21 protein-coding genes are annotated in these 24,799 nt (G+C 41.0%); 11 read left to right on the top strand and 10 right to left on the bottom strand.

Annotation, left to right across the window (positions count from 1 at the left end):
- Positions 1–74: 74 nt before the first annotated feature.
- Together KTO63_RS12940 and KTO63_RS12935 are read right to left on the bottom strand one after the other, a co-directional pair.
- Entirely contained in the window at positions 75–2,150 is a 2,076-nt protein-coding gene (locus tag KTO63_RS12940; RefSeq protein WP_217791730.1) for a M16 family metallopeptidase, read from the bottom strand.
- A gap of 206 nt (positions 2,151–2,356) precedes the next feature.
- Complete coding sequence (locus KTO63_RS12935) at positions 2,357–3,670, bottom strand: M16 family metallopeptidase (RefSeq protein ID WP_217791729.1); 1,314 nt, start codon at positions 3,668–3,670, stop codon at positions 2,357–2,359.
- A 406-nt stretch (positions 3,671–4,076) separates the two neighbouring features.
- Between KTO63_RS12935 and asnS the strand changes: the two genes are divergently transcribed.
- From asnS to KTO63_RS12915, 4 genes are all read left to right on the top strand, one after another.
- A complete protein-coding gene (gene asnS / locus KTO63_RS12930; protein ID WP_217791728.1) occupies positions 4,077–5,516 on the top strand; it encodes an asparagine--tRNA ligase in 1,440 nt (479 codons plus the stop codon).
- 275 nt (positions 5,517–5,791) lie between these two features.
- A complete protein-coding gene (locus KTO63_RS12925) occupies positions 5,792–6,511 on the top strand; it encodes a phosphatase PAP2 family protein (protein WP_217791727.1) in 720 nt (239 codons plus the stop codon).
- Between the two features lie 9 nt (positions 6,512–6,520).
- The gene (locus KTO63_RS12920) at positions 6,521–8,092 is read left to right on the top strand and encodes an ArnT family glycosyltransferase (RefSeq protein WP_217791726.1); all 1,572 of its coding nucleotides are present in this window, start codon (positions 6,521–6,523) and stop codon (positions 8,090–8,092) included.
- Positions 8,093–8,383: 291 nt separating this feature from the next.
- Positions 8,384–8,929, top strand: a complete 546-nt coding sequence (locus KTO63_RS12915; protein WP_217791725.1) for an ExbD/TolR family protein — start codon at positions 8,384–8,386, stop codon at positions 8,927–8,929.
- Positions 8,930–9,079: 150 nt separating this feature from the next.
- On the opposite strand, the gene KTO63_RS26285 is transcribed toward KTO63_RS12915, so the two are convergent.
- The 3 genes from KTO63_RS26285 to KTO63_RS12900 all read right to left on the bottom strand — a co-directional run bounded on the left by KTO63_RS26285 (position 9,080) and on the right by KTO63_RS12900 (position 11,728).
- A complete protein-coding gene (locus KTO63_RS26285; protein WP_217791724.1) occupies positions 9,080–10,144 on the bottom strand; it encodes a polysaccharide deacetylase family protein in 1,065 nt (354 codons plus the stop codon).
- Between the two features lie 293 nt (positions 10,145–10,437).
- Positions 10,438–10,788: a hypothetical protein gene (locus tag KTO63_RS12905; RefSeq protein ID WP_217791723.1), complete on the bottom strand. Its 351-nt coding sequence runs from the start codon at positions 10,786–10,788 to the stop codon at positions 10,438–10,440.
- Positions 10,781–11,728: a DnaJ C-terminal domain-containing protein gene (locus KTO63_RS12900; protein WP_217791722.1), complete on the bottom strand. Its 948-nt coding sequence runs from the start codon at positions 11,726–11,728 to the stop codon at positions 10,781–10,783. The genes KTO63_RS12905 and KTO63_RS12900 overlap by 8 nt, the downstream gene beginning before the upstream one ends.
- Positions 11,729–11,945: 217 nt before the next feature.
- Here KTO63_RS12900 and KTO63_RS12895 point away from each other — a divergent pair, with 217 nt between their 5' ends.
- On the top strand, positions 11,946–13,442 hold the full coding sequence (locus tag KTO63_RS12895) for a polysaccharide biosynthesis C-terminal domain-containing protein (protein ID WP_217791721.1): 1,497 nt from the start codon (positions 11,946–11,948) through the stop codon (positions 13,440–13,442).
- Positions 13,443–13,533: 91 nt separating this feature from the next.
- Here the strand turns inward: KTO63_RS12895 and KTO63_RS12890 are convergent, their stop codons facing one another.
- Positions 13,534–13,926, bottom strand: a complete 393-nt coding sequence (locus KTO63_RS12890) for a nuclear transport factor 2-like protein (protein WP_217791720.1) — start codon at positions 13,924–13,926, stop codon at positions 13,534–13,536.
- Positions 13,927–14,051: 125 nt separating this feature from the next.
- Positions 14,052–14,663, bottom strand: a complete 612-nt coding sequence (locus tag KTO63_RS12885) for an L-threonylcarbamoyladenylate synthase (protein WP_217791719.1) — start codon at positions 14,661–14,663, stop codon at positions 14,052–14,054.
- Positions 14,664–14,774: 111 nt separating this feature from the next.
- Between KTO63_RS12885 and KTO63_RS12880 the strand changes: the two genes are divergently transcribed.
- Positions 14,775–15,647: a cupin-like domain-containing protein gene (locus tag KTO63_RS12880; RefSeq protein ID WP_217791718.1), complete on the top strand. Its 873-nt coding sequence runs from the start codon at positions 14,775–14,777 to the stop codon at positions 15,645–15,647.
- 827 nt (positions 15,648–16,474) lie between these two features.
- Here KTO63_RS12880 and KTO63_RS12875 read toward each other — a convergent pair.
- A complete protein-coding gene (locus KTO63_RS12875) occupies positions 16,475–17,512 on the bottom strand; it encodes a 2-oxoacid:ferredoxin oxidoreductase subunit beta (protein ID WP_217791717.1) in 1,038 nt (345 codons plus the stop codon).
- Positions 17,513–17,659: 147 nt separating this feature from the next.
- Here KTO63_RS12875 and KTO63_RS12870 point away from each other — a divergent pair, with 147 nt between their 5' ends.
- The 3 genes from KTO63_RS12870 (at position 17,660) to KTO63_RS12860 (ending at position 20,110) form a co-directional block, all read left to right on the top strand.
- A complete protein-coding gene (locus tag KTO63_RS12870) occupies positions 17,660–18,124 on the top strand; it encodes a c-type cytochrome (RefSeq protein WP_217791716.1) in 465 nt (154 codons plus the stop codon).
- Between the two features lie 225 nt (positions 18,125–18,349).
- On the top strand, positions 18,350–18,979 hold the full coding sequence (locus KTO63_RS12865) for a 2'-5' RNA ligase family protein (RefSeq protein ID WP_217791715.1): 630 nt from the start codon (positions 18,350–18,352) through the stop codon (positions 18,977–18,979).
- A 30-nt stretch (positions 18,980–19,009) separates the two neighbouring features.
- A complete protein-coding gene (locus KTO63_RS12860; protein ID WP_217791714.1) occupies positions 19,010–20,110 on the top strand; it encodes a PA0069 family radical SAM protein in 1,101 nt (366 codons plus the stop codon).
- A 113-nt stretch (positions 20,111–20,223) separates the two neighbouring features.
- Here the strand turns inward: KTO63_RS12860 and KTO63_RS12855 are convergent, their stop codons facing one another.
- Positions 20,224–21,228, bottom strand: coding sequence for an alpha/beta hydrolase (locus KTO63_RS12855; RefSeq protein WP_217791713.1), 1,005 nt, complete (start codon positions 21,226–21,228; stop codon positions 20,224–20,226).
- 295 nt (positions 21,229–21,523) lie between these two features.
- Between KTO63_RS12855 and typA the strand changes: the two genes are divergently transcribed.
- Both typA and KTO63_RS12845 read left to right on the top strand, forming a co-directional pair.
- Complete coding sequence (gene typA / locus KTO63_RS12850; protein WP_217791712.1) at positions 21,524–23,332, top strand: translational GTPase TypA; 1,809 nt, start codon at positions 21,524–21,526, stop codon at positions 23,330–23,332.
- Between the two features lie 187 nt (positions 23,333–23,519).
- The gene (locus tag KTO63_RS12845; RefSeq protein WP_217791711.1) at positions 23,520–24,287 is read left to right on the top strand and encodes a Bax inhibitor-1/YccA family protein; all 768 of its coding nucleotides are present in this window, start codon (positions 23,520–23,522) and stop codon (positions 24,285–24,287) included.
- 116 nt (positions 24,288–24,403) lie between these two features.
- On the opposite strand, the gene KTO63_RS12840 is transcribed toward KTO63_RS12845, so the two are convergent.
- Positions 24,404–24,526 carry a 30S ribosomal protein THX gene (locus KTO63_RS12840; protein ID WP_217791710.1) on the bottom strand — a complete coding sequence of 41 codons (123 nt, stop codon included), beginning with the start codon at positions 24,524–24,526 and terminating at the stop codon, positions 24,404–24,406.
- Positions 24,527–24,799 lie beyond the last annotated feature (273 nt).

Here is a 24,799-nt window from a genome sequence, read left to right as displayed (position 1 = left end):
TCCTGTTTATTTTCTAAATAAAAAAATCTACCATTTACTGGTAGATTTTCTAAAATTATTATTTTTCCTTACTCCTATTTAAAGTCGTCAGCAGTCACGCCTTCATTTATTTTAACGCTTTTTACTTTGAAAGCGATGTCGGTTGCATTACCACCAGCTTCTACAGTTAAGGTCATTGCAAAAGGGAAAAGCACATCATTCACTTTAGTATAGTTATCAAACTGCATCGTTTGGCTAAGATCCATTCCTGATGCTACACTTGAAGTTTCCTGTTTTAAAAGAAACGCAGTGGTTACATCGTAGTATTCAGTTTTCGCTTTACCGGAAGGACTTGTAATTACTATCTTATACGCGTCTTTGCCATTTACTTTTTCAATGCCCTTCATTTCCAGCTTATAGCCAGGCTCTTTATAATCCAGTTGGTCAACTATGTTTTTCTTAGCCTTTTTATCAGCGATATCATTAGCCTCCATATCCCTTTTGTTAGGGCCTTGCATTTGATATCCTTTTTCGCCGTCAAACATATCCTTCATTACCACATTGCCGTTCATGCGCACTTCCATCACTTCTTTGTTCGGACTCATTGACTTTTGAACTGCATCCATTGTCATTCCTTGCACACTCATGTCCATATTCATCAATACTGTATTTACTTTTCTTATCGCCGCTTCACCACCTACTGCCTTAATGTAGTTGTTCACAACATCCATTGCAGAAACGTTGGTTGTTTTTGCAGCCATTGCAGTAACAGGGTTTGCATATTTATCATATTGATTAACTGCATAACCCAGGCTTTTCAATCCAGGCTGTACTTGTTCCGCTTTTCCTACGATGACAACACGTGTATTGCTGTAGTTGAAATATTTCTGTGACACTCGTTGAATGTCATCCGCAGTCACCGCGTTGATTTTTTGCAAGTAGGTACGGTAGAAATCTTTCGGAAGATTGTATAGTAAAATGTTTGTAGCAAAAGTTGCAATGCGGCCGGTATTTTCCATGCCCAAAGCAAATGTTCCATTGTAGAGCGCTTTTGCATTTTTCAACTCTTCGTCTGTTACTTTCGTATCTCTCATTCTTTTGATCTCACTCAAAATTTCTGCAACGGCACTGTCTGCTTTTTCATTTCTCACAGAAGCCGTGGCATCGAACGTTGTTTGATAGCGACCGGCAGTAATGCCAGAGTACGCACCATAAGTAAATGCATGCTTTTCGCGAAGGTTCATAAACAAGCGTGACTCGGAACCACCACCAAGAATGTTATTTGCCAGCAATACCGCGAAGTAATCAGGGCTGCTCATTGGCAGGTTCACAAGATTGGTTACAGTGATTTCAGACTGTACAGCATTAGGAACATCTACAAGATTTACTTCTGTTTGCGCCGGATTGTTCACGTTCGCTACCGTTGGCAGTGCCAGTGTAGTACCCTTCCAATCGCCAAAGGCTTTTACTGCCAAAGCTTTCGCCGCTTCAGGTTTAATATCTCCTATAAAAGTGAGATAACCTCTTGAAGGCGTTACGTATTTGCTGTAAGCAGTTTTAACGTCAGCAAGAGTTATCGAGTTGATGCTTTCTTCGGTTTCAAATTCACCAAAAGGGTTATTCTTGCCGTAAGTCAATGCACCTACTACTCTTCCCGAAATCGCTTTTGCACTGCGCTCGCTAGCTTTCAGGCCGGTCAGTGATTGTGATTTTAACTTATCAAATGATGACTGGGTAAACGCCGGATTACGCATACCTTCTGCCATTAGCATAAACGCTTTGTCGAAATAACGTGTCAATGCAGATGCAGATGCGCTTCCTGAGCCAAGGCTCACGTCAGCGCCCATTTGATCTACCGCTTCGTCAAAATCAGCCTTTGATCTTTTGGTGGTTCCCTCGCTCAGCATTTGTCCCATTAATCCAAGAACGCCGGCTTTGCTACCTTCTTTTACTGGACCGGCATCAATGAAATAGCTTGCAGCTACTTTTGGCAATGTGTGGTTTTCAACAACCAATACGGTGATGCCATTAGGCAAAGTATACTTTACAGGATCTTTAATGGTGATTACCGGGGCAGGGCCTGCCTTTGGTTTTTGAGAGCGATCTATTTTTTGCGCCATTGATGCATGGAAGACCAATGCAGCGGAGGCTATGATGAATATCTTTTTCATCTGAATATTTTTTATTTTATTTTGGCCAGATGGAATTCGCATGAAACTAATCATGCCTTTGCTGGGCAAAATTGTTGTCGTGCTCATTTCATTAATTATTTTTTCTTATTGATGAAATCGAACTAAAACATTAAGATGGTTGTCTTTCGTTATAATCTCTGTCCCGCGGCCATCCTTAATTCCTAATTCCTAATTCCTAATTTCTTCTATTTCTTAGGTAAATAATAAAGTACGAGGCGCTGGTTCTTGTTCAGGTATTTCTTCGCCACATCGCGAATTTCTTCACGGGTAATGGAACGAACCTCTTTTAACTCCTCGTTTACTTCGTTTGTATTTTTGTGGAAAGTGTATCCATCAGCAAGATTTTCAGCAACCCCTACCATTTTAGTATTGGCACTCACATAGTCGTTCTCAAACTGATTCTGCAATTTTTGATAGTCAGATTCGCTGATCAGGTCTGTTTGCAATTTTGCAACTTCATCATCCATATCTTTCAAAAGATCTTCCAGCTTCGCGTTGCCGTTTGGTAAGGCAAGCGTAATGTATGCGCCATAATCTTCCAGGGAATAATTGAACGCGGCTACCTGCAATGCATTCTTCTTATCGTCTACCATTTTCTTGTACAAACGTGAGCTCGCGCCACCAGACAGCACTTTGCTTATCAATCCAAGCACCTGCGCATCTCTTGTTGTGCTGCCCGGCGTTCTGTACGCCGCAAATACAGCGGGAATTTGAATGTTCGCATCATAAGCCGTGTCGATCATTTCTTTTGTGATGGGCGCTTCTTTGATGCTTGGTTGCGTTACCGGTGCGCCTTTAGGTACGTCGCCAAAGTAAGATGCCACCAGTTGCTTTGTTTTATCAACATCGATGTCTCCTGCTATTGTCAGCACTGCATTGTTGGGAACATAGAATTTTTTGAAGAACGCCTGGAACTCTTCCAGTTTCGCGGCATCCAGGTCTTCCATAGAACCGATGGTTTGCCAGTGGTAAGGATGATTTGTGAACAAGCGTTTGAAAATCTCTTCATTAAATCTTGCATAAGGCTGGTTGTCTATACGCATTCTTTTTTCTTCCTTCACCACTTCATTCTGCGTTTTCACGCCTATCTCGTTTATCACCGGATGAAGCATTCTCTCGCTTTCCAGCCATAGGCCTAGCTCAAGTTGGTTGGAAGGAAATACTTCGTAGTAAAAAGTTCTGTCTTGGGTTGTATTGGCGTTGTTCTGGCCCCCATTGCTGGAAACGATCTTCATGAACTCGCCACGTTTAATGTTTTCGGTGCCTTCAAACAGCAGGTGTTCAAAGAAATGGGCAAATCCCGTGCGGCCCACCTGTTCATTCTTAGATCCAACGTGATACATAACCGTAACTGCCACCACAGGAGCTTTCTTATCCTGGTGAAGAACGACGTGTAATCCGTTGTCAAGATCGTATTCAACAAATTTCACCTGTTGAGCCATCGCACCGGCACCCATTAGTGCTGCCGTAGCAATAAGCATCAATTTCTTTCTATTCATGTTTAGTCAAGTTTTAAGCCGCTAAAACTACTAATAGTCATTTATTTATTAAACTATTTGTGGCGGGCGGAAAATCGTGAATAGTGAATGGTGAAACGTGAATAGGGGGCGCATTGCTCAATTTGCCTTCAAAAATGGACGTTTCCTGCGATGCTTAATCCGAACTGGCGGAAATACAGGACTAACCGGAAGACGTGAATGATCAATCGTGAATCGGGGATGATTTGCCGATTTAACAGTTACCTTGATTACCGGCTCTTCGGATCTACCCGGCCTTAACCCGCTTTGGTCTTATTAATAATCCCTTTCACGGATATCCAGACTGCTGCATTCACCATTCACGATTCACCATTCACCCAGTTCACGCGACATTGTTTATATTTGCTCTCCTTTTAAAAATCTGTATATGTTCAACAAAAGAATTAAAGTGAAGCAATTGCTGGCCTCGGAGCAAACGGGCCATGAAGTAACGGTAATGGGTTGGGTACGCACATTCCGTAATAACCAGTTTTTAGCGGTTAACGACGGCAGCACTAATAATAATATACAGATCGTTTTAGAATTGGGTCAATTTGACGAGGCTTTACTGAAAAGACTTACTACCAGCGCGTCCGTTAAAGTAACGGGTGAAGTGGTTCCGTCTATGGGCAAGGGGCAAAAAATTGAAGTAAAAGCAAAAACACTGGAAATATTGGGCGATAGTGATGCAGAAAAATATCCCCTTCAACTAAGGAACCGTCCAAGCCTTGAATACCTGCGTGAAATTGCACACATGCGTTTCCGTACCAACACATTTGGTGCGGTGTTCCGTGTGCGCCACTCGCTGGCTTTCGCTATTCACAAATTTTTCAACGAAAAAGGCTTTGTATATCTGCACACCCCAATCATCACTGCAAGTGATGCAGAAGGTGCGGGTGAAATGTTCCGCGTAACATCTTTGCCTTTTGATGGTACACCACGTAATGAAGATGGTTCTGTAAACTTTAAGGAAGATTTCTTCGGAAAGTCAACCAACCTTACAGTGAGCGGACAATTAGAAGGAGAACTGGGCGCAACCGCCTTTGGCGAAATTTATACGTTTGGGCCCACGTTCCGTGCGGAAAACTCAAATACAGCGCGTCACCTTGCAGAGTTTTGGATGATCGAGCCGGAAATGGCGTTCTCCGATCTGGAGGACAACATGAACCTTGCTGAAGAATTCATCAAATACATTATTCAGTATGCAATGGATAACAACCGCGAGGACCTCGAGTTTCTTGCGCAGCGCCTTGTTGAAGAAGAAAAACAAAAACCCCAGGCTGAGCGTAGCGAAATGGGACTGATCGAAAAACTTGAGTTTGTGTTGAACAACAATTTCGAGCGCATCACTTATACCGAAGCGATCGATATTTTGTTGCAATCTCCGGCATATAAAAAGAAAAAATTCCAATACGAGGTAAAATGGGGAATTGACATGCAGAGTGAGCATGAGCGTTATTTGGTGGAAAAGCATTTCAAAAAACCGGTGATCGTTACAAACTATCCTAAGGACATCAAAGCATTTTACATGCGCTTGAATGAGGATGGCAAAACTGTAGCAGCAATGGATATTCTGGCTCCCGGCATCGGCGAGATCGTAGGTGGTTCTCAAAGAGAAGAAAGACTGGAAAACCTGGAAGCAAGAATGAAAGAAATGCATGTTCCTGCAGAAGACCTGTGGTGGTATCTTGATACCCGCCGCTTCGGCACAGTGCCTCATGCGGGCTTCGGATTAGGCTTCGAGCGCATGGTGCTGTTCGTTACAGGCATGACAAATATCCGCGACGTAATCGCATTTCCAAGAACACCAAAAACCGCAGAATTTTAATAACAAATATTTCATTTTGCATACAGCCCCCGCCATTGCGGGGGCTTTTTATTTGCGTGTTTCGTCAGACAAGGCAATGCCTTGTCTCTACAATAACACCTCATTTGCAATTCGTAATCAATCGTTAACCTTCGCTTAAGCATTTCGTAATACACGACCTTTACTTTTACTCCTTTATTACAAATAAATACCCGACAAAAGCCTTGTCAGACGCCGCTTTCAATCAAAGTTGAAACAGCAACAAAGCGAAACATTTTTGTAATAATACATCTCTTATGAGCAACAATCAACCGAACCTCTTAAACAGATACTCTTTGGAACCGTTGAGAAAATATCCGTGCATATTCGCATACTGGTTGCCGTTTATTGTAAGCCTTATATATTTATCTGTGTTTACGAAGACTCAAGGTTTTGTAATAATCAATCATGCCCACAACGCCTTCTTCGATATTTTTTTCAAAGCTCTTACTTTCCTGGGTGATGGCATAAGCGCACTCATTCTTGTAATGTTTTTTGTTACCATCAAGCAAAAAAGACTTGCAGGGAGTTTACTAATAAGCTTTCTCGTATCTGGTTTATTGTCCTGCATTTTCAAAACAATGTTCCATGCACCGAGACCGCATTCTTATTTCGGCACAGAGGGCCTTGTAAGAAGTGTTCCCGGTGTAGTGGTTCATGGCTCCAACAGTTTTCCATCGGGTCATACCATCACGGCTTTTGCGATGTTTGCATTGCTGGGGCTTGCCGCTAAGCATAAATGGCAAACTTATATTTTCCTTTTCACGGCGTGGTTGATCGGTTACTCACGTGTATATCTTGGTCAGCACTTTCCTGCTGATGTTTGTGCGGGTTCTTTTGTTGGAACATTTACTGCCGTTGTTTGTTACAACCTTCACAATAACACTATCATGTGGCGCAAATTTAAAATCGCCAGTCGCCAATTTGTAAAGAAATCTTTTTTAGCCAGCTGGCCATTGGTAGAAAGATTCGTTTAATTTTAAAAGATGACCTCTCTTACTTTACAGCCACACAAAAAAACATTGTCTGCAAAATGGGTGTGGGCCATTATTCTTTTTACATGGATCGTTAAAAGCATAGTTGCTTGTGGCACTGAATTATCCAACGACGAAGTTTATTATGTTCAATATGCTTTCTATCCCGACTGGAACTATTTTGACCATCCGCCTTTAGTGGGACTTTGTATACGATTTTCCACCTTAGGCCTGATGCTAAAACAGGAGTGGTTCATCCGTTTGTCCGGTCTTGTTTTTTCACTGGCAAACATGTACCTGATCTTTAAAACCACTGCACTTTTAAAAAATAAGAACGCGGGTTATCTCGCTGCACTGCTGTACAATAGCTCGATTTATGCAAATGTGATAACGGGCCTGCTAATCCTTCCAGATACGCCGATGCTTTTCTTCTGGCTATTGTCACTCTATTATGCAGTGAAAATTTTTGCTTCAGAAAAGGGCTATGCGATTCCTAAAAAAAATTTCTTTCTCCTAAGTCTCAGCATAGATCTTTGTATGCTAAGTAAGATTCATGGTCTTTTGATTTGGGGATGCCTTGGCTTCTACATTTTGTTTTTCGATAGAAGATGGCTGCGGGTGAAATTAATCTACGTATCGTTTTTCCTTTCGCTGATCTTTCTCGCACCTATTATTGGGTGGAACATTGCCAACCATTTCATGACATTTCAATATCATGGCGGTAGAGTTTCGGAACACGGTTTTCATTTGCAAACGGATAGCTTTTTAAGGGAAATATTTGGCGGCTTTGCTTATCAAAACCCCATCAACTATGTGCTGTATGTCATAGCGGTGGTTGCCTGCATTCGCGGTGGCATCAGGCTTGCCAAACGAAAGAAAATTTTTTTGCTATGCATGAGTCTTCCGATTATTGCTCTTTTCCTGGGCCTCTCACTTTTCATGGACACACTACCGCATTGGAGCGGCCCCGGCTTTTGCGCATTGATCATTTTGACCGCCATTTATTTGACGGATAAATTATTGAACAACCATTTCTTTATTCCTAAAAGTGTAATGGCTGCAAATGCGCTGGTGATCGTTGGGTTGATTGGAGCTTTTATTCTTGTTGATTTTGCACCAGTTAATCTTGGTAGTAAGGATGAAAAAAAATTGGGCGAAAATGATTTCACGCTCGATATGATGGGTTGGAAAAGATTTGGAAAAGATTTCAGACAACTGGTACAAAAAGATAGTTCAACACATGCTGCAAACGGCCCTGTTACCGTCATAAGCAACAAATGGTTTCCCGCGTCACATCTTGATTTATACGTAGCAAGACCAAATCATTATCGCTTTCTGGCGATTGGTGAAGTGCATGATATCCACCAGTTTTATTTCATTAATCAAACAAAACCTGCGTTGCAAAAAGGCAATGATGCTTACTACATAACAACCACTAATTTTTTCAATGACCCTTTGCCGATCTATAAAGACAAATTTGAAAGTATAGATGAGCCGGTAAAAATTCCACAGTATAAAAGCGGAAAATTGATGCGATATTTTTTGGTGTACAGATGCAGGGGCGCAAAAGAAAATTTACAGTAGCGTTGGCACACGGATGACACGGATTAGACTGATTTACACGGATCTTTTTTAAAAATTCAAATGCGTGCTCTGCACACAGTTCCAGCTGGCTAAAGCCAGCTGCTATGAATTAGTTCGGCACACCGAAAAACACTTTCACCATCCATGAAAGTCAATTTCAGCAAAGCATGTCCGCCTAAAAGCATTCCTAATCCCTAATTCATAATTCCTAACTCCTAATTTCTAATTTCTAATTCCTCGCTTCCGTATGGAAAATTATCCCACTTGCATCTTAGTTCTAAACTATCCGCTATGGCAGACATACAATTAACCTCCGGCACTTCTAAACATGGAAGAAAGAAATTATCTACCAGGGTTGATCTTACCCCAATGGTTGATCTTGGTTTTTTATTGATCACATTTTTTATTCTTACAACAACGTGGACGCAGGTGAAAGCGATGAGATTTTATACGCCCGCAGATGGTGACGCTACCAAAGCGGCGCAATCTAAAACGCTCACCATAATTCCCGGCGCCAACAACAAAGTGTTTTATTATCACGGCGATTTGAATGACGCATTAAATAGCGCCGCCTCCGGATTTACTTCTTACAGTGAGCAAACGGGCATTGGAGAACTGATTCGTGAAAAGAAAGCGTTACTTGAAAAAAAAGAAAAAGGTTCTTCTGAGGGCCTGGTGTTCATCATCACTCCTACTGCAAACGCCAGTTATAAAAACATGGTGGATGCAATAGACGAAACGCTTATCAATGATGTAAAACATTATACTGTTACGGAACAAAACAATGCACAACTGGATGCGCTGATCAATGCGGGTAAGGTGGAGAAAGGATTTTGAGGTGGGGCAGAATACATTTAACCGCAAAGGCCGCAAAGTTTTGCGCAAAGGAAACGAAGGTTTTTATTGTTTATCAGTCTTCGCTTTCTTTGCGCAGCCTTTGAGAGCTTTGCGGTTAAATAGCTTCTAAGGAACTTAGTGGTGAATATCTTAGTTCCACACAATTTTGTATTCTTTTTCCAACGCAGGGTTTAGCAGATCTTTTGCTGCAGCAGGCGCCGTAATTGTTTTAGGATCACCATCGCTTACAAATCTTGTTTTGTGTTTGGTTTGATTTTTTATGAATGCACCGGGACCATAATATTGATCGCCTTCCTGGATTCTTTCAATACCAAGACGGCTGAAGCTTTTATTATATGGAGAAACGTTGTCTGAAGAACCTACCAGCAAAACCGATTCATGCTTGTAAGTAGTTCCTTCGAATGAACCCGTTTCTTCCAAAGCTCGATTTTTTGCGTGTACACCTAACGGCAATGCTATGCTGTGCACTTCATAGTCTGGCAAATACGCTTTTATTTCTTTCACAAACATTGTCAAATGCTTTTGTACATCTGCATCGCTTAATTTTCCAAGAGGCTCGTGGTACCAGCTGTGGCTACCAATCTCGTAACCATTTTTCACCAGCCATTCAAGTTTCTCTTTCTTATACTCTGGCTGCGCAAACAAACGAAGTGTAGGTTTGATGGCAGGCAGCACGTAGAAAGTTGCGGTAAGTGGCCAACCCGGATGTGCTTTCTTAAAATCTTCCATTACGCCAACGGCGCATTTCGGATCAATCACCGTTTTGCCATTTTCATTCAGCATGCGGAACTGTCCCTGGCTTGAGTCATCGAACGTAAGTGCAAATGGAGTGGTGCCGGCTGGAATATCAATGTGGCCGGTTGCAATATCGTGTACAGATACCGGATAGTAGCCGCTATCATACAGCATTTGTAAGTCTTTTCGAAAGTTTTCAGGCGTGCGTTTCCACCTGTCTTCGGAGTCGCCGATGAGGTGGTATTCCAGTACCATGATCCTACCCAATTCATTGGAAGGCAATCCGCAGCTTTTGAAATCTGCATTGGACAGATTCTTCTTTGTAACTGCTGTATCTGTTTTGGTAACTGCGGCCGTTGTATCGGCAGAAGTGCCGGTATTTGCCTTTGAAGATGTTTTGTTGTCTTTACATGCCAATAAACTAAGAGGCATGAATGTGGTCAGTATGAATCTACGCACAGGTTTATGTTTTTGATAAAATATTGGACGTTACTTATCAAAGATATTTATCCGTGCGAATTTTTAGAAAAAAATAAGTGGAAATATTTAGGTGCGCTATTTTCGGAGGCATTTTCCTGATGTTGGGATTTCAAGATGGTGCTTTATTTGAAAATATGGGAATTTGAAAATTTGAAAATTCTTTAGTTGTGTTCTCTTGAAACTAATTACGCACACTTCGATATCTGAAGAGTTAAGTTATAAGCGGAAAAGTTTCACAAAAAGCATTTTCAAATTCTCATATTTTCAAATTTTCAAATTGTGGCCTTTCTTAGCATAAACAATAACTGGGCCTTAGCCACTAGGGGATTGTTTGGATTGCAATTGATCATAAACAAATAGCATGCAATGGCAGACAAACGCAGGTCCAGCTCCATTTTACCATTTGCGAAGCAATATACTTTCCTGAAATTTTCTTTTATGGGAATGCCCAAAGCCATGCAGGCCTTTAGTGTCCTTTCGAGTGGTTCAGAATAAGACGATTCTTCCTTGTATCCCAGTTGATCCATTACTTCGTGTATCGAATATGAAAGTTCTGGACTTTTTTCAGGAATCAATTCTTCCGTGTGCAATACTTCGTCGAGGTAGTCATAAATTTTAAGCATTAGTAGTCGTTTTTAGTTGAGCTAATTGCATAAAAAGTTCTTTTTCCTTTTCTGAAAGATTAGTGGGTATGTGCACCACCATTTTTACATACAAATCTCCGGCCGTGTCGGGATGGTTATATTCGGGCATACCTTTACCTTTTAGCCTGAAAACCTTTCCAGTGTCCGTGCCGGCGGGAACGTTCATACTAATGACGTTTCCGGAGAGCAGCGTAACATTTGTTTTACCGCCCAATACCGCAGTGTATAAATCAAGCGGGGCATCTGTGTAAAGATCTTTTCCCTTTAATTCGAAATTAGGCGTTGGCGTTATTTGTATGGAAATTAATAAGTCGCCGTGCTCGCCGCCATTTATTCCGGGATTGCCTTTTCCTTTAAGTCTAATGATTTGTCCTTCGTAAAGACCGTGTTTCAGCTTCAAATTCAGTCTTGCGCCATTTACTTCAATATGCCGGCTTCCACCCGAATACGCCTCCTGCAAACTTACCTGCATCGTTGCTTGTACGTCCCTGCCCTTGGCTGGTCGCGTGCTTCTTTGCCTGCGGCCACCCGATTGTCCGAAAAGCGTTTCAAAAAAACTGGAAAAATCATGCTCCCCTTCGCCACCCCCGCCAAAAAAGTCGTTCATATCGCCGCTGTAGTACTGATTGCCACCGCCATTATTCTGCCATTGGCTCCAGTCAAAATTTTCGGCATTGCCTCCATGTTGCTCATACTGCTTCCAATTTTCTCCAAACTGGTCGTACTTTTTTCTTTTCTCAGGGTCTCCCAGCACCTCATTAGCTTCAGAAATCTCTTTGAATTTTTCTTCCGCCGCCTTGTCATTAGGATTTTTGTCAGGGTGATACTTCACGGCCAGCTTGCGGTAGGCCTTCTTTATCTGCTCTGCGGTCGCCGTTTTGTCAACGCCCAAAATTTTATAATAATCCTTTACGTTCATATTATAAATTTAAGGAATTAGAATCTAGGAATTAGAAATTAGGACGCACAACCTCGATTGATTTTAGAGCAGTAGAAATGGTCAACTAAGTAAATATCCCCTTGGTTCTACTCATTTTATAACGCGCATCCTCAGCTTGTTCTAATTCCTAATTCCTAGCTTCTAATTCCTAATTTCCCCATCTTTGCAATCAAAATTTACAATTTAACCGGTTTACATGAGTAACATTAGGCGCCAAAGTATTATTTCCTCCGTCTTAATTTATATGGGCTTTGCATTTGGCGCAATCAATACTTACTTATTTGCCAGAAACAATTTTTTCACCACCGACCAGTTCGGGTTAACAAGGGTTATTCTTATTGCAGGAAATTTATTTAACAGCTTTGCATGCCTTGCCCTGCCTTCTGTTATTTATAAATTTGCGCCCTATTACAAAGGAAATCTTAAGGATAAGGACAATGATCTTTTATCAGTCGCGCTGGTGCTTGCCTTTATTGGGTTTGTAATGACAACATTGGTGGGCTTTATTTTTGAACCGTTGGTTATCAAAAAGTTTTCGGACAAATCAGCACTGTTTGTTCAATATTACTTCCTGGTGTTTCCATATCTCTTCTTCTATCTCTTTTTCAATATACTTGAAGCATATGCGTGGAGTGTAAAGGAAACGGTGATCTCCAACTTTCTGCGTGAAGCCGGCAACCGTATTTCCGTTACTATCCTTATTGTTTTGTTCATTGTTTGCGGCTTCAGTTTCAGCTTGTTTATTAAAATTTTTTCCTGCCTGTGGGGCATCAGTTTTTTGGGATTGTTTTTCTATTTAATGAAGGTTGGAAAATTACATTTCACCTTTAAAATAAGCAGGGTTACAAAAAGGTACTGGAAAAAAATGGCCCTGCTCATGGGATTTGTATATGCTGGTTTGGTCATTACTACTTTATCCGCCAGCCTGGATACATTTACTATTGCAAGCTACTGGGGTATTGGTTCTGTGGCGATATATGATGTGAGTAACTACATATCAAACATCATTAGCGTTCCGCAAAAAAGTGTTGTTGCCATCAGCACTTCTTATTTGTCGGAAGCCTGGAGAAACAAGGACCTCGCCACCATTCAACGCATTTATTCAAGGAGCAGCATCAATCTTTTATTGATATCTATTTTCCTTTTTACACTTATCTGGCTGAACTACGATACGGTGATGGACATTTTACCTCTTAATCCAGTATACCGCGAGGGCAAAATGGTTGTGTTGCTTTTCGGTTTCAAATTCATTGTAGACATGGGTACAGGCGTAAACTCGCAGATCATTGGAACTTCCACCTATTGGAGGTTCGAGTTTACGTGTGGGGTCATACTCTTGTCATTGATTGCACCGTTGAACATTGTGTTGGTAAAACATTTAGGCATCATCGGCGCGGGATACTCAAATCTCATTGCCTACACCATTTATAATGCGATCAGGATCGTCTTCCTTTGGAAAAAATTCAACCTGCAACCTTTCACTATCAAGACTGTTTACGCACTCGTAATATCGCTTGTTTGTTATTTTATATGCTATTTCTTATTTCACAATATGCATTCCTGGTTCTCACTGTTTTTAACAAGTGGAGTATATGTCGCACTGTTTGGCGCAGCTGCTCTATACTTCAATCTTTCTCCGGATATTTTGCCTGTGTGGCAGACGATGAAGAAGAGGCTGGGGATTAAGCAATAACTGAATAACTGAATAACTGAGTGGTTGAAATTCAAATAGAGTTTATAACGTTCAACCCTTCAGTTATTCAGTCATTCAGTTATTCAGTTTATTAAAAGGATTCAAAACAATCATAACTCCTCACGCCCGCTATCTTGTCATTCACATAATCGAGAAACATAGCAAAGTGAGCATTGAGTAGCTCGCCGGCTCTTAAGTGGCCCAGGGCAATGGCCAGTTTTCCTGACCAGTCAATTTCCATGATTACCGTTTTGTTGATCACAAATGCATTGCGAATAATGAATTGTTGCCGTGCAATTATCTTTTTTACTTTCTCTGCAGAATCTAAAATAGCACCAATATCACGTTTTGTGCCTCTTACTGATAAGCGGTTGGGATATTCTATTTGCACTACATCATTTTGAAAGAAAGAAGAAAGCTCGGTTCCCGTTTTACCACTTTCAATGGCTGCTATGTATTCTTTTGCTTTAAGTGTTAAATCCATTTTTCCCCTTTTAAAGAGTGATAAAAATATTATTCCCGGTTGGGCACGGTCCACGAAAAATGGATTCTTAAAATACGTAACATCTCGGAAAGAAAAGAGCACAGGTAAAAAATAATTTCAGGTATTTACGCCTCTACCCATTCGCCCAAACCTTTTCTTATCAATACCGGCTCGTCTTGCGTACAATCTACAACTGTAGATGGAGTAATGCCGCCGATGCCGCCGTCTACAACAATGTCTACGATGTTCTTGAAATTCTCGTACATCAATTCCGGATCGGTGTATTCTTCCACCATTTCTCCGGGAAGAGAAGTACTTAATATCGGGTGACCAAGCTCCTTGATCATTGTTTGGGCAATGATGTTATCCGGCACACGAAGACCAATTGTATCTTTTTTGCTCTTTAAAATTTTAGGCACCTGTTTGCTGGCAGGCAAAATAAAAGTGTACGGACCGGGTAAATAAGTTTTCAGCATTCTATACAAGGGAGTTGAAATGCTTTTTGTATAATTACTTAGGTCACTAAGATCATAGCAAATAAACGACAGCTGAGCTTTTGCAGGCTGCATGTTCTTTATCCTGCAAACCTTTTCGATGGCATCGTGTTGGAATATGTCACAGCCCAAACCGTAAATTGTATCAGTCGGGTATATAATCGTACCCCCATCGTTAAGACATTCAACAATAGTTTTAATGTTCCTGGGTTGTGGATTTTCCGGATGAAGGTGTAAAAGCATGTCACTAAATTACTTAAATTTATTTTTGCATTCCTATCCTTAAAAACCACCTGCACATTCTAAACTTAACAATGAATTAATATTAAATTTAGGTAGTTAAAAATTCTCGCTATGGAACTGAAACCTGTAATTAAAGTTGCTAGCATTACACCGGAAGAATTTAAGAATGAGTTTTACAATGGAATGAAGCCAATAGTGATTACACAGCTTGCAAAGCAATGGCCGGCATATGAAAAATGGAACTGGGATTATTTTACGCAAGCAGTGGGAGAAGTGGAAGTAGGGGTTTATAACAATGTAAAAAGTGACGCCTTTACTCCTATCAATAAGGCGGACGATTACATGAAATTTGGCCAATATCTTGATCTCGTAAAGAAAGGTCCGGTGGAACTCCGCATTTTCCTTTTCAATTTATTTCAGCATGCGCCGGATCTGGTGAATGATTTTGACTGGCCCGAGGACCTGATGCGGGGCTTTGTAAAGAAATTCCCAATGCTGTTTGTGGGCGGCGCCGGCTCTGTTACACACATGCACTTTGACATTGACCTTTCACATATCCTGCATACACAGTTTGCCGGCAGAAAAAGAGTACTTCTTTTTCCTTTTGAAGAACAGCATAGACTTTACCGCAAACCATGGGAAGTATTGAGTTTTGCAAACTTTGAGAACTATTTCGATCCCCAAAAAAGCAAACTCGACCTCAATAAATTCCCGGAAGTGGCAAAAGCCAGGGGCTACGAAGTGATCCTGGAGCACGGCGACACACTTTTTATGCCTGCCGGTTACTGGCACCATATGGAATACATCGACAGTGGTTTTGCTATGAGCCTTAGGGCTTTACAATCTTCCGTGGTGGGGAAATTAAAGGGCGCCTGGAACCTTTTTGGTATGAGAAACATTGATACGCTCATGAAAAAAACCGCACCGGAGTGGTGGTACAACTACAAAAAAGAGAAAACATTTGAATTTGCAAATGCTTCATAACGAACAGGTATGTGCGGTTTTTTACCCCGCATACCCAAATTGTGCAATTCGTGTTAAAAAAAGAACTTTTTTTTACTGTAAAAAATCTTGCATATTATTTAAACAGTCTTTAATTTTAAAGCCTAGCAATTTATAGCTGAGTCGTTCCGTGTGATGCTAAACAGTTTTATCCAATCTCCATTTCGGAACACCTCCAATCCCATGCACAACTGCTCCAATTTCCGTAACAGATAAATACCTTGTCCGCAATAAAGATATTCGAATCCATTCCTGTATTTACCAAAATACATTTGATCTGACCTTTTTCCCCGAATAACCCGGCTCCCTCGTTAACTATTTTTCGATTTACCATTGGTAAGGCTACGGTTATTCCAAATTATTATTATTGATAAACCAGATACACTCACCTCTTTCTTTTTGTGGTTTCAGAGGTAAGCACAGGCCGGCGATTTCAATCGCTGGCTATTTTTTTATCTGGATTCGTCAGATTTGGGGATTGCTGATTGGGTCTTTGAATGGTCATTAACCAAAAAAAATTCAATGCCGTTTCCTCAGCCAGAAGGCTTCGACAAGCTCAGCCTGACAGCGAAAGCGGAGTGTCAGGCTGAGCTTGTCGAAGCCTCGTTTAAACAGCAACGATGTTATTAAATACTTTTAAGGAAACGACATTGAAAAATGATTTTCGATCCCTATAGTGAAGGTTAGGCTATCAGTAGCACAATCCCAAAATCCCTTAATCTGACAAATCTGGATAAAAAAAGAGCGCAAGTAAAACTCACGCCCTCATTCTATATAACATCTAATTCCTAATTCCTAAGTTCTAATTCCTAGCTAATCGTCCACACCTCATTTCCCCTCAGCATCTTGTCCAGATCTCCTTTGCCTTTCGTTGCAATCACTTCTTCAATCTGGAGGTTCAACACATCTTCATAACAAGCTCTGTCATTCTCGTAGAAAACGCCGAACGGACGCGGTAAGTGTCCCTCAATGCGAGGATCATCAAACATACGCACCAGTATCTGTGCTTTGTAAAAATCTTTTTCGTCGTGAACCCAAAGGTCGTCGGCACTTACGCCATTGCCGAGCTCCACAACAACCGGTTTAAAGCCATCTAGTTTGATACCTTTATTTTGTTCAGCTCCAAATACCAGCGGCTTGCCTTGTTGAAGGAAGATCGCCTCTGTTGGTTTGCTGGATTTTTCTGTGAAAATTTCAAAGGCACCATCATTGAAGATGTTACAGTTTTGATAGATTTCCAGGAAAGATGCGCCTCTGTGGGCGTGGCTGCGTACCAGCATTTCCTGCAAATGCTTCGGATCACGGTCCATGCTGCGGGCAACAAAAGAAGCATCTGCTCCCATTGCAAGCGCCAGAGGGTTGAATGGATGATCGATACTTCCGTACGGCGTACTCTTGGTTACTTTACTTTCTTCCGATGTAGGTGAATATTGCCCCTTTGTCAAACCATAAATCTGGTTGTTGAACAAAAGAATATTTACGTCAAAATTTCTACGGAGCAAATGAATAGTGTGGTTTCCGCCAATACTAAGGCTATCACCGTCACCCGTAACGATCCAAACACTTAGTTCCGGTCTTGTTGCTTTCAATCCCGATGCGATAGCAGTTGCACGACCGTGGATCGAGTGCATGCCATATGTGTTCATGTAGTAAGGAAAACGGCTGCTACAGCCAATTCCTGATATAATAACAATATTTTCCCGGGGAACTCCCAAACCCGGCATTACCTTTTGAACCTGGGCCAAAATGGAGTAATCTCCACAACCCGGGCACCATCTTACTTCCTGATCAGTAGCAAAGTCCTTTGCTGTGAGTAAGGGTTTAGGATCTATTTCGATAGTAGACATGAGTATATAATATTTAGACGGCTAACGATTTTTGCAAATTTCCTCAATAATTTTCAATTACCGTTCATAAGATTTTAATCTTTTGTCATGGTTTTGTCAGGCGAATGCCTTTATTTTATCTCTATAAAGTTTAAACAACGTCATTTTATGAAGATATCTAAGAAATTTTTTGTGATCGCCGCATTAGCTGGCACCGTTGCAATAAGCATTGCCGCAACATTTCCCAACGAAGCAAAAAAGAACAATTTAAAAGTTCTTCCAAAAGACATCAGCCATGACGACCTCGAAAAGGTTATGCGCGGTTTTAACAATGCATTAGGAGTTAGATGTAATTTCTGCCACGCAGCTTCTGCCACCGATCCTAAAAAACTGGATTTCGCAAGTGACGCTAAACCTGAAAAAAACCAGGCTCGCGACATGATGAGAATGACATTGAAGATCAACAAAAAATTCTTTGAAGCAAGTAGCCCTAATTTATTGGATACTGCAATGGCAATAAGCTGCAAAACTTGTCACCACGGCAATCCGCATCCTAAAGAAACTTTAGGCGCACCTACAATGCCTCCTCCACCGCCGCCTGCTCAAGCTACGCCGGCGCCTGCAGGGAAGTAGTCGTAAAGCGAACAACAACATAAATTCAAATAGTTAATCGGGAATCATAAATGTGGTTCCCGATTTTTTTTGCTCATCACCTACCGCAGTCAATCATTTAGCGACATATAAAGCCTCACCAAAATTTTTCTTTTCTGTGTCCTCTGTGCCTCTGTGGCAATTTAATCTTCTCAAATATTTTTGAATTACTAAATATATTAGTAAATTTATACTAAATATTTTGTCATGAGCTCAACTACTACGAAAAGGCTTGTTTCATTAATTCCCAGTTATCCATTGAACGAATACTTGCTGGTATTGAATCCACATGAAGAATTAAGAAACAAGATCAAAAAAATCAAACAGGAATTTTATAACACATATCAAGCTCCAAGCGCATTGGGAGGCAAGCCGCATATAACCCTGGCAAAGTTTACACAAAGGGGCATGATCGAAGAAAGGATTATCAACAGGATCAAACCGGTTGCCATGGGTTATCATCCTATTAAAGTAGAGCTGAAAGACTATGCGTCATTTCCTTCTCACACCATTTTTATCAACGTTACTACGAAGATGCCGATAAAAAACCTGGTGAGGGAAATTAAAACCGCTGCACAATTACTGATGAAGCTTGATAAAGATAACAAGCCGCATTTCATTGACGAACCACATGTAACAATTGCACGAAAGCTGCAGCCATGGCAGTTTGAGAAAGGCTGGCTCGAATATTCTCACAGAGAATTTACCGGACGTTTTATTGCAGATAGCATGTTGCTGTTGAAAAGACCAGTTGGAGAAAAAGCTTACCAGATATTACATCGATTCGAATTTCAAAATCTTCCGGTGAATACAAGACAAGGTATGTTGTTCGAATAAAAAAATTAGAAGGAGAGAAAAACCGTGAACATGAATAGTGATAACATGGACCCCGATTATGTGGATCCGAATGAAAATGTAAATGCTTACCACAAAGGAAGAGGCGCACAATACAACACAAAAAACAAGTTCCAGAAAGACGAACGCGTTCGCGAGCACGTTGAGGGAATTGACGATTGGACCGACGAAAATGTAGCCACTCAATACATCATTACAGAAGCAAAATCAATTGTAAATAAAGTTGACAGCCCGGATGTTGGCATGTTTTACAGCATGAATCCATACCAGGGTTGTGAACATGGATGTATTTATTGTTATGCCCGAAACTCTTTTGAATACTGGGGCTACAGCGCCGGACTAGATTTTGAAAGCAAGATCATTGTTAAAAAAAATGCGCCGGAACTGCTTCGCAAATTTTTAATGAATCCCAAATGGGAATGCGTGCCCATCAGCATTAGTGGTAACACCGATTGTTACCAACCCGCTGAGAAAAAGTTTGGCATTACGCGTCAATTGCTGGAGGTATGCAACGAATTCAACCAGCCCGTTGGAATGATCACGAAGAATGCAGGAATGCTGCGGGATAAAGATCTGTTGCAGGAAATGGCAAAGAAAAAATTAGTATCCATCCTCGTCTCCATCACGTCATTTGATGAAGACCTGCGCCGCGCAATGGAGCCAAGAACAACAACGGGCAAACAAAGAATAAGAGTAATCAAAGAGTTAAGCGATTTGGGCGTAAGGGCCGGAGTAATGCTTGGACCGATGATCCCGGGATTGAACGAGCACGAAATGCAACGCATCATGAAAGCTGCCGCAGAAAATGGCGCAACGTTTAGCGCTTATACATTTATACGATTGAATGGGGCGATCAAGTTTTTATTTCATGATTGGCTATACAAAAATTTCCCGGATCGCGCAGACAAAGTGTGGCACATGATAGAGCAAAGCCACGATGGACAAGTGAACGACAGCCGCTTTGGTGTGCGCATGCGCGGAGAAGGACACATCGCCACAATGGTGAACATGCAGTACAAAAAATATGGCAAACTGTACGGCCTGAACGCAGAGCGCTGGGAACTAGACACTACACAATTCCGAAGGCCCGGAGAACAGATGAAGCTGTTTTAATTTCACGCAGAAGTTTTCACGCAAAGGCGCAAAGAGAAAACAAAGGACATAAAAACATCGTCATGTCTTTGCGTCCTTTGTTTTCTCTTTGCGCCTTTGCGTGAAACAGAGCACTAGTTAGTTGCCTGCATGCCCAGAATGTCCTTCATGAAACTCTCCGTTTCACTCTTCACCCCTTCTACGTCGCCGGATTTTATGTAGGAGCCTATTACGTGGTTGCCAGTGTTCGGCATTGCTTTTTCTCTTTTAAGATTTGCAGGTGTTCCTAATTGACCAAACATTTCTTTCATCGCAGAAACCTTTACAACAGGGTCCTGGTGCTGTTCATCTTTGTAGTAGTACAAAAGCAGCACAGGTTGCTTTACTTTTTCAAAAGTTTCTTTGTTCATCGTGGTTTCAATCATCTCCTGCAGGGCCACGGCAGCTTCCAACCGGTATTTGTAATCCCAGTATTGTTTGTACACCGGCCTTGTATCATCAGATACTCTGTAATCGCTTCCCAAAACTTTCCTGGCCACCTGCAAACCCCAGTGATTGTTTAGCACCCACGCATTGGGATCATTAATAGCAATGTTTGGAGAATACAGGATCAATCCGGCAATTTGGTCTGGAAATGCCGCCGCTAATTGTAGTGCTTGCGTACCTCCTGTAGATGTGCCCATGAGAATAACTTTCTTTCCAAGCCTCTTTCCTATTTCCAATGCTTCCTTGGCACTCTCCCAATATTCATCTGCCGTGAGATTGATCATTGCTTCAGCGGTATCAATTCCGTGTTCTGCGAGACGAGAGAGATACAAATTGCATCCGAATTTCTTCGCAATATCTGTGTGCGTCGGAGCTCCTTCAGCTTGCGAAGCGGAGAATCCATGCAGATAAACAATTGCATATTCGGTTACATTCTTCAGGGAATCATTTGCCCAGATAATCCTTGCTTCATTATCGGGCTTTACTTTATGTTCAGACTCGTGGCTGGCTATATAATTTTTCAAACTGTCCGGGTTTGAAGGCACCACAGGCAGACTGTTACTATACTCCGGTTTGGATGGCGCAGGCCCCAAAACATATATTACTACCAAAGCAAGCAGAATTAAACCCAATACAAGCATCCATCTTTTCATATAAAGTTAAGATTAAGGTGAGAGGATTAAAGCATAGGTGTCGAAATTTCCCAAAGTGAACTTATTACAATTCAGCAACTTATCATAACAAATTAAAAATTTTCATTAAAAGATTACATGGCACAATTTCTGACCACCGTTTAAAATCCGTTGCGGCTACTTTATGTTATTCTTAAACACTATACTTTCTTTGGTTAGCCCATATAATCCTCGTACCTTTGCGCCTTGTTTAAATTTCGGGTATTTATACCCTGTTGAACTGAACTAAAGTCTCTTTAGTAACTTAAATAAGAATATGGAAATCAGAAATATAGCAATTATTGCTCACGTTGACCACGGTAAAACAACCCTGGTAGATAAAATTTTACACACCACGCACGTTTTCCGTGAAAACCAGGAAACAGGTGATTTGATAATGGATAGCAATGACCTGGAAAGGGAACGTGGTATCACTATCTTCAGTAAAAATGCGGCTGTAACATATAAAGGCGTTAAAATTAACGTAATCGATACTCCTGGTCACGCCGACTTTGGTGGTGAGGTAGAACGTGTGTTGAAAATGGCGGATGGCGTAATCCTCCTGGTAGATGCTTACGAAGGCCCAATGCCTCAAACACGTTTCGTGTTGCAAAAAGCATTACAACTGAACCTGAAACCAATCGTAGTTATCAATAAAGTAGATAAACCAAACTGTCGCCCTGATGAGGTGCATGACGCGGTTTTCGAACTTTTCTTCAACCTTGATGCTACAGAAGAACAATTGAACTTCCCTACATACTACGGTAGTGGTAAAAATGGCTGGTTCAACGATTCATTGACTCAAATCGACAATATCGATCCATTACTGGACGGTATTTTGAAATATGTACCTGCTCCTAGAGTAGAAGAAGGTACACTGCAATTGCAGATCACTTCTCTTGACTACTCTTCATTCCTTGGTCGTATTGCTGTAGGTAAAGTTACCCGCGGTTCTATCAAAGAAAACCAACCAATTGCTCTTGTACAGGCTGATGGCAGCATCAAAAAATCAAGAGTAAGAGAATTGTACGTTTTCGAAGGAATGGGCAAGAAAAAAACTACAGAAGTATTGTCTGGTGACCTTTGCGCAGTAGTAGGTCTGGAAGATTTCAACATTGGTGATACAATCGCTGATTTTGAAAATCCTGAAGCACTTCCTGTTATCAGCGTTGACGAACCTACAATGAACATGACGTTCAGCATCAATAACTCTCCTTTCTTTGGTAAAGACGGTAAATTCGTTACATCCCGCCACTTGCGTGATCGTTTGATGAAAGAAACTGAAAAGAACCTTGCATTGAGAGTAATGGATACAGATAGTGGAGATAGCTTCCTTGTTTACGGTCGCGGTATCCTTCACTTAGGTGTATTGATCGAAACAATGCGTCGTGAAGGCTACGAGTTAACTGTAGGTCAACCTCAGGTTATCGTTAAAAACATCGACGGCAAAAAATCTGAACCATACGAAACATTGGTAGTAGACGTTCCACAAGAGTTTGCTTCTAAAGTGATTGACTTGGTTACTCGCCGTAAAGGTGAAATGTTGATCATGGAAACAAAAGGTGAAATGCAACACCTTGAGTTCGATATTCCTTCACGTGGTTTGATCGGTTTGCGTACGCAAATGCTGACTGCAACTACAGGTGAAGCTGTAATGGCGCACCGCTTTAGCGAATACAAACCATGGAAAGGACCAATTCCTGGCCGTAACAACGGTGTTTTGATCTCTAAAGATGCAGGTACAACAACCGGTTACTCTTTGGATAAACTACAAGACAGAGGTTTCTTCTTCGTAGATCCAGGTGAGGAAGTATACAAAGGCATGATCGTTGGTGAAAACAACAAACCTGGTGATCTTGTGATCAACAGTAATGAAGGTAAAAAACTTACCAACATGCGTGCAAGTGGTAGTGATGCTGCAACCAACATCGCTCCTAAACGCCTTATGACTTTGGAAGAGTGCATGGAATACATCCAACACGATGAGTGTATCGAGGTTACTCCAAACTTCATCCGTATGCGTAAAGCCATTTTGGACGAAGAAGAAAGAAAAAAACAACAAAAATCTATGAAGGTAGAAGCTTAATAGGTTTTGAGTTATAAATTTTGAAAGGGAATCGCGAAAGTGGTTCCCTTTTTTAATGGGCAAAACAGGAACGCAGATTTTCATGATTGTCATGATTTGTTAAGATTTATCATCTGTGTTTATCATGACAATCATAAAAATCTGCGTTCTGATTTTTTCTATATCTTAGTCTTTCAAATTTTCTATTATGTCAATTTTTAAGTCCGGAAATCCTGTTTTAAGCGAAAAACGATTTCAAGAAAATGTCGGTTTTAATGATGGTCAGGTAATGACACAATCAGGCACTATGAATAAATTCTTCCTGATGTCATTGCTGCTTATTTCTTCAGCTGTATTTACATGGAACGCATTTTATCAGGGCGTAAACATTATGCCGTGGATGATCGGTTCTGTGCTTTTAGGCTTTGTTGCTGCATTGGTTATTACTTTTAAACCAGTTTGGGGCAGCTTCCTTGCACCGATCTATGCCTTGCTGGAAGGCGTATTTCTGGGAAGCATTTCTGCTATTTATAATAATGCGTTTGCGAAAGTTGCACCCGGCATCGTTACCCAGGCCGTAGGTTTGACTTTTGGAGTAGTGATCGCGATGTTTGTATTGTACAAATTCAATGTTATTAAAGTTACAGAACAACTGAAATCTATAATTGTGATGGCTACTGCCGGAATCGCAATTTTCTATCTGATAGCCATAGTCCTGCGTTTCTTCAATATCGATATTATGATGGTAAGCGATGGAAACAGAGGTAGCATGCTCGGCATTGGAATCTCATTATTTGTAGTTGGAATTGCCGCGTTGAACCTATTGTTGGATTTTGATAGAATCGATAGTCTTGCTAAACAGGGTGCCCCTAAGTATATGGAGTGGTACGGTGCGTTTGGATTGATGGTTACAATCGTTTGGTTGTATCTTGAAATACTGCGCCTGCTGTCAAGATTTGCAAGCAATAAAAATTAAAATTCAAAAGGTAAAAGTCAAAAAGGAGACTTCGGCAATCAAGCTGTTTTTAATTTTTGACTTTTAAATTTTTACTTAATAAAAAAGGAGTTGATCAAAATTCAACTCCTTTTTTATTATTGAGCACTAGCTTTTTTTGCTGCTGCTTTTTTGGCTTGTAATGGTCTAGCTACTCTGCTTTTACCAAATGAGCCTTTAAAGATTTTACCTTTTTTGGTTTTTTTATCACCTCTACCCATGATCTAAAATTTTTTAGTTTTAACTGAACTGCAAAAATGCACAAAAAATATCGTTTTTCCTGCATTGAAGGGATACATTTTAGGAATTGGCACGCAGATGACACTGATTGGGCTGATCTACACAGATCTTTGATGAACAACTAAACCGAGTGCAACAACCCTCAAAGATGTATGTAATTCAGTTTATCAGGCCTGTGTAGATTTTCTGTCAAAACATTAACTAGCGGGTCGTGTTCTACGAGAGTCTAATATTTGATCAAAAAAATCTGTGTA

Origin of the sequence: Pinibacter aurantiacus (assembly GCF_019130065.1) — a bacterium.
Classification (GTDB): domain Bacteria; phylum Bacteroidota; class Bacteroidia; order Chitinophagales; family Chitinophagaceae; genus Pinibacter; species Pinibacter aurantiacus.
The sequence above is the reverse complement of the archived record's forward strand: the minus strand, read 5'-3'. Positions and strand labels throughout refer to the sequence as shown.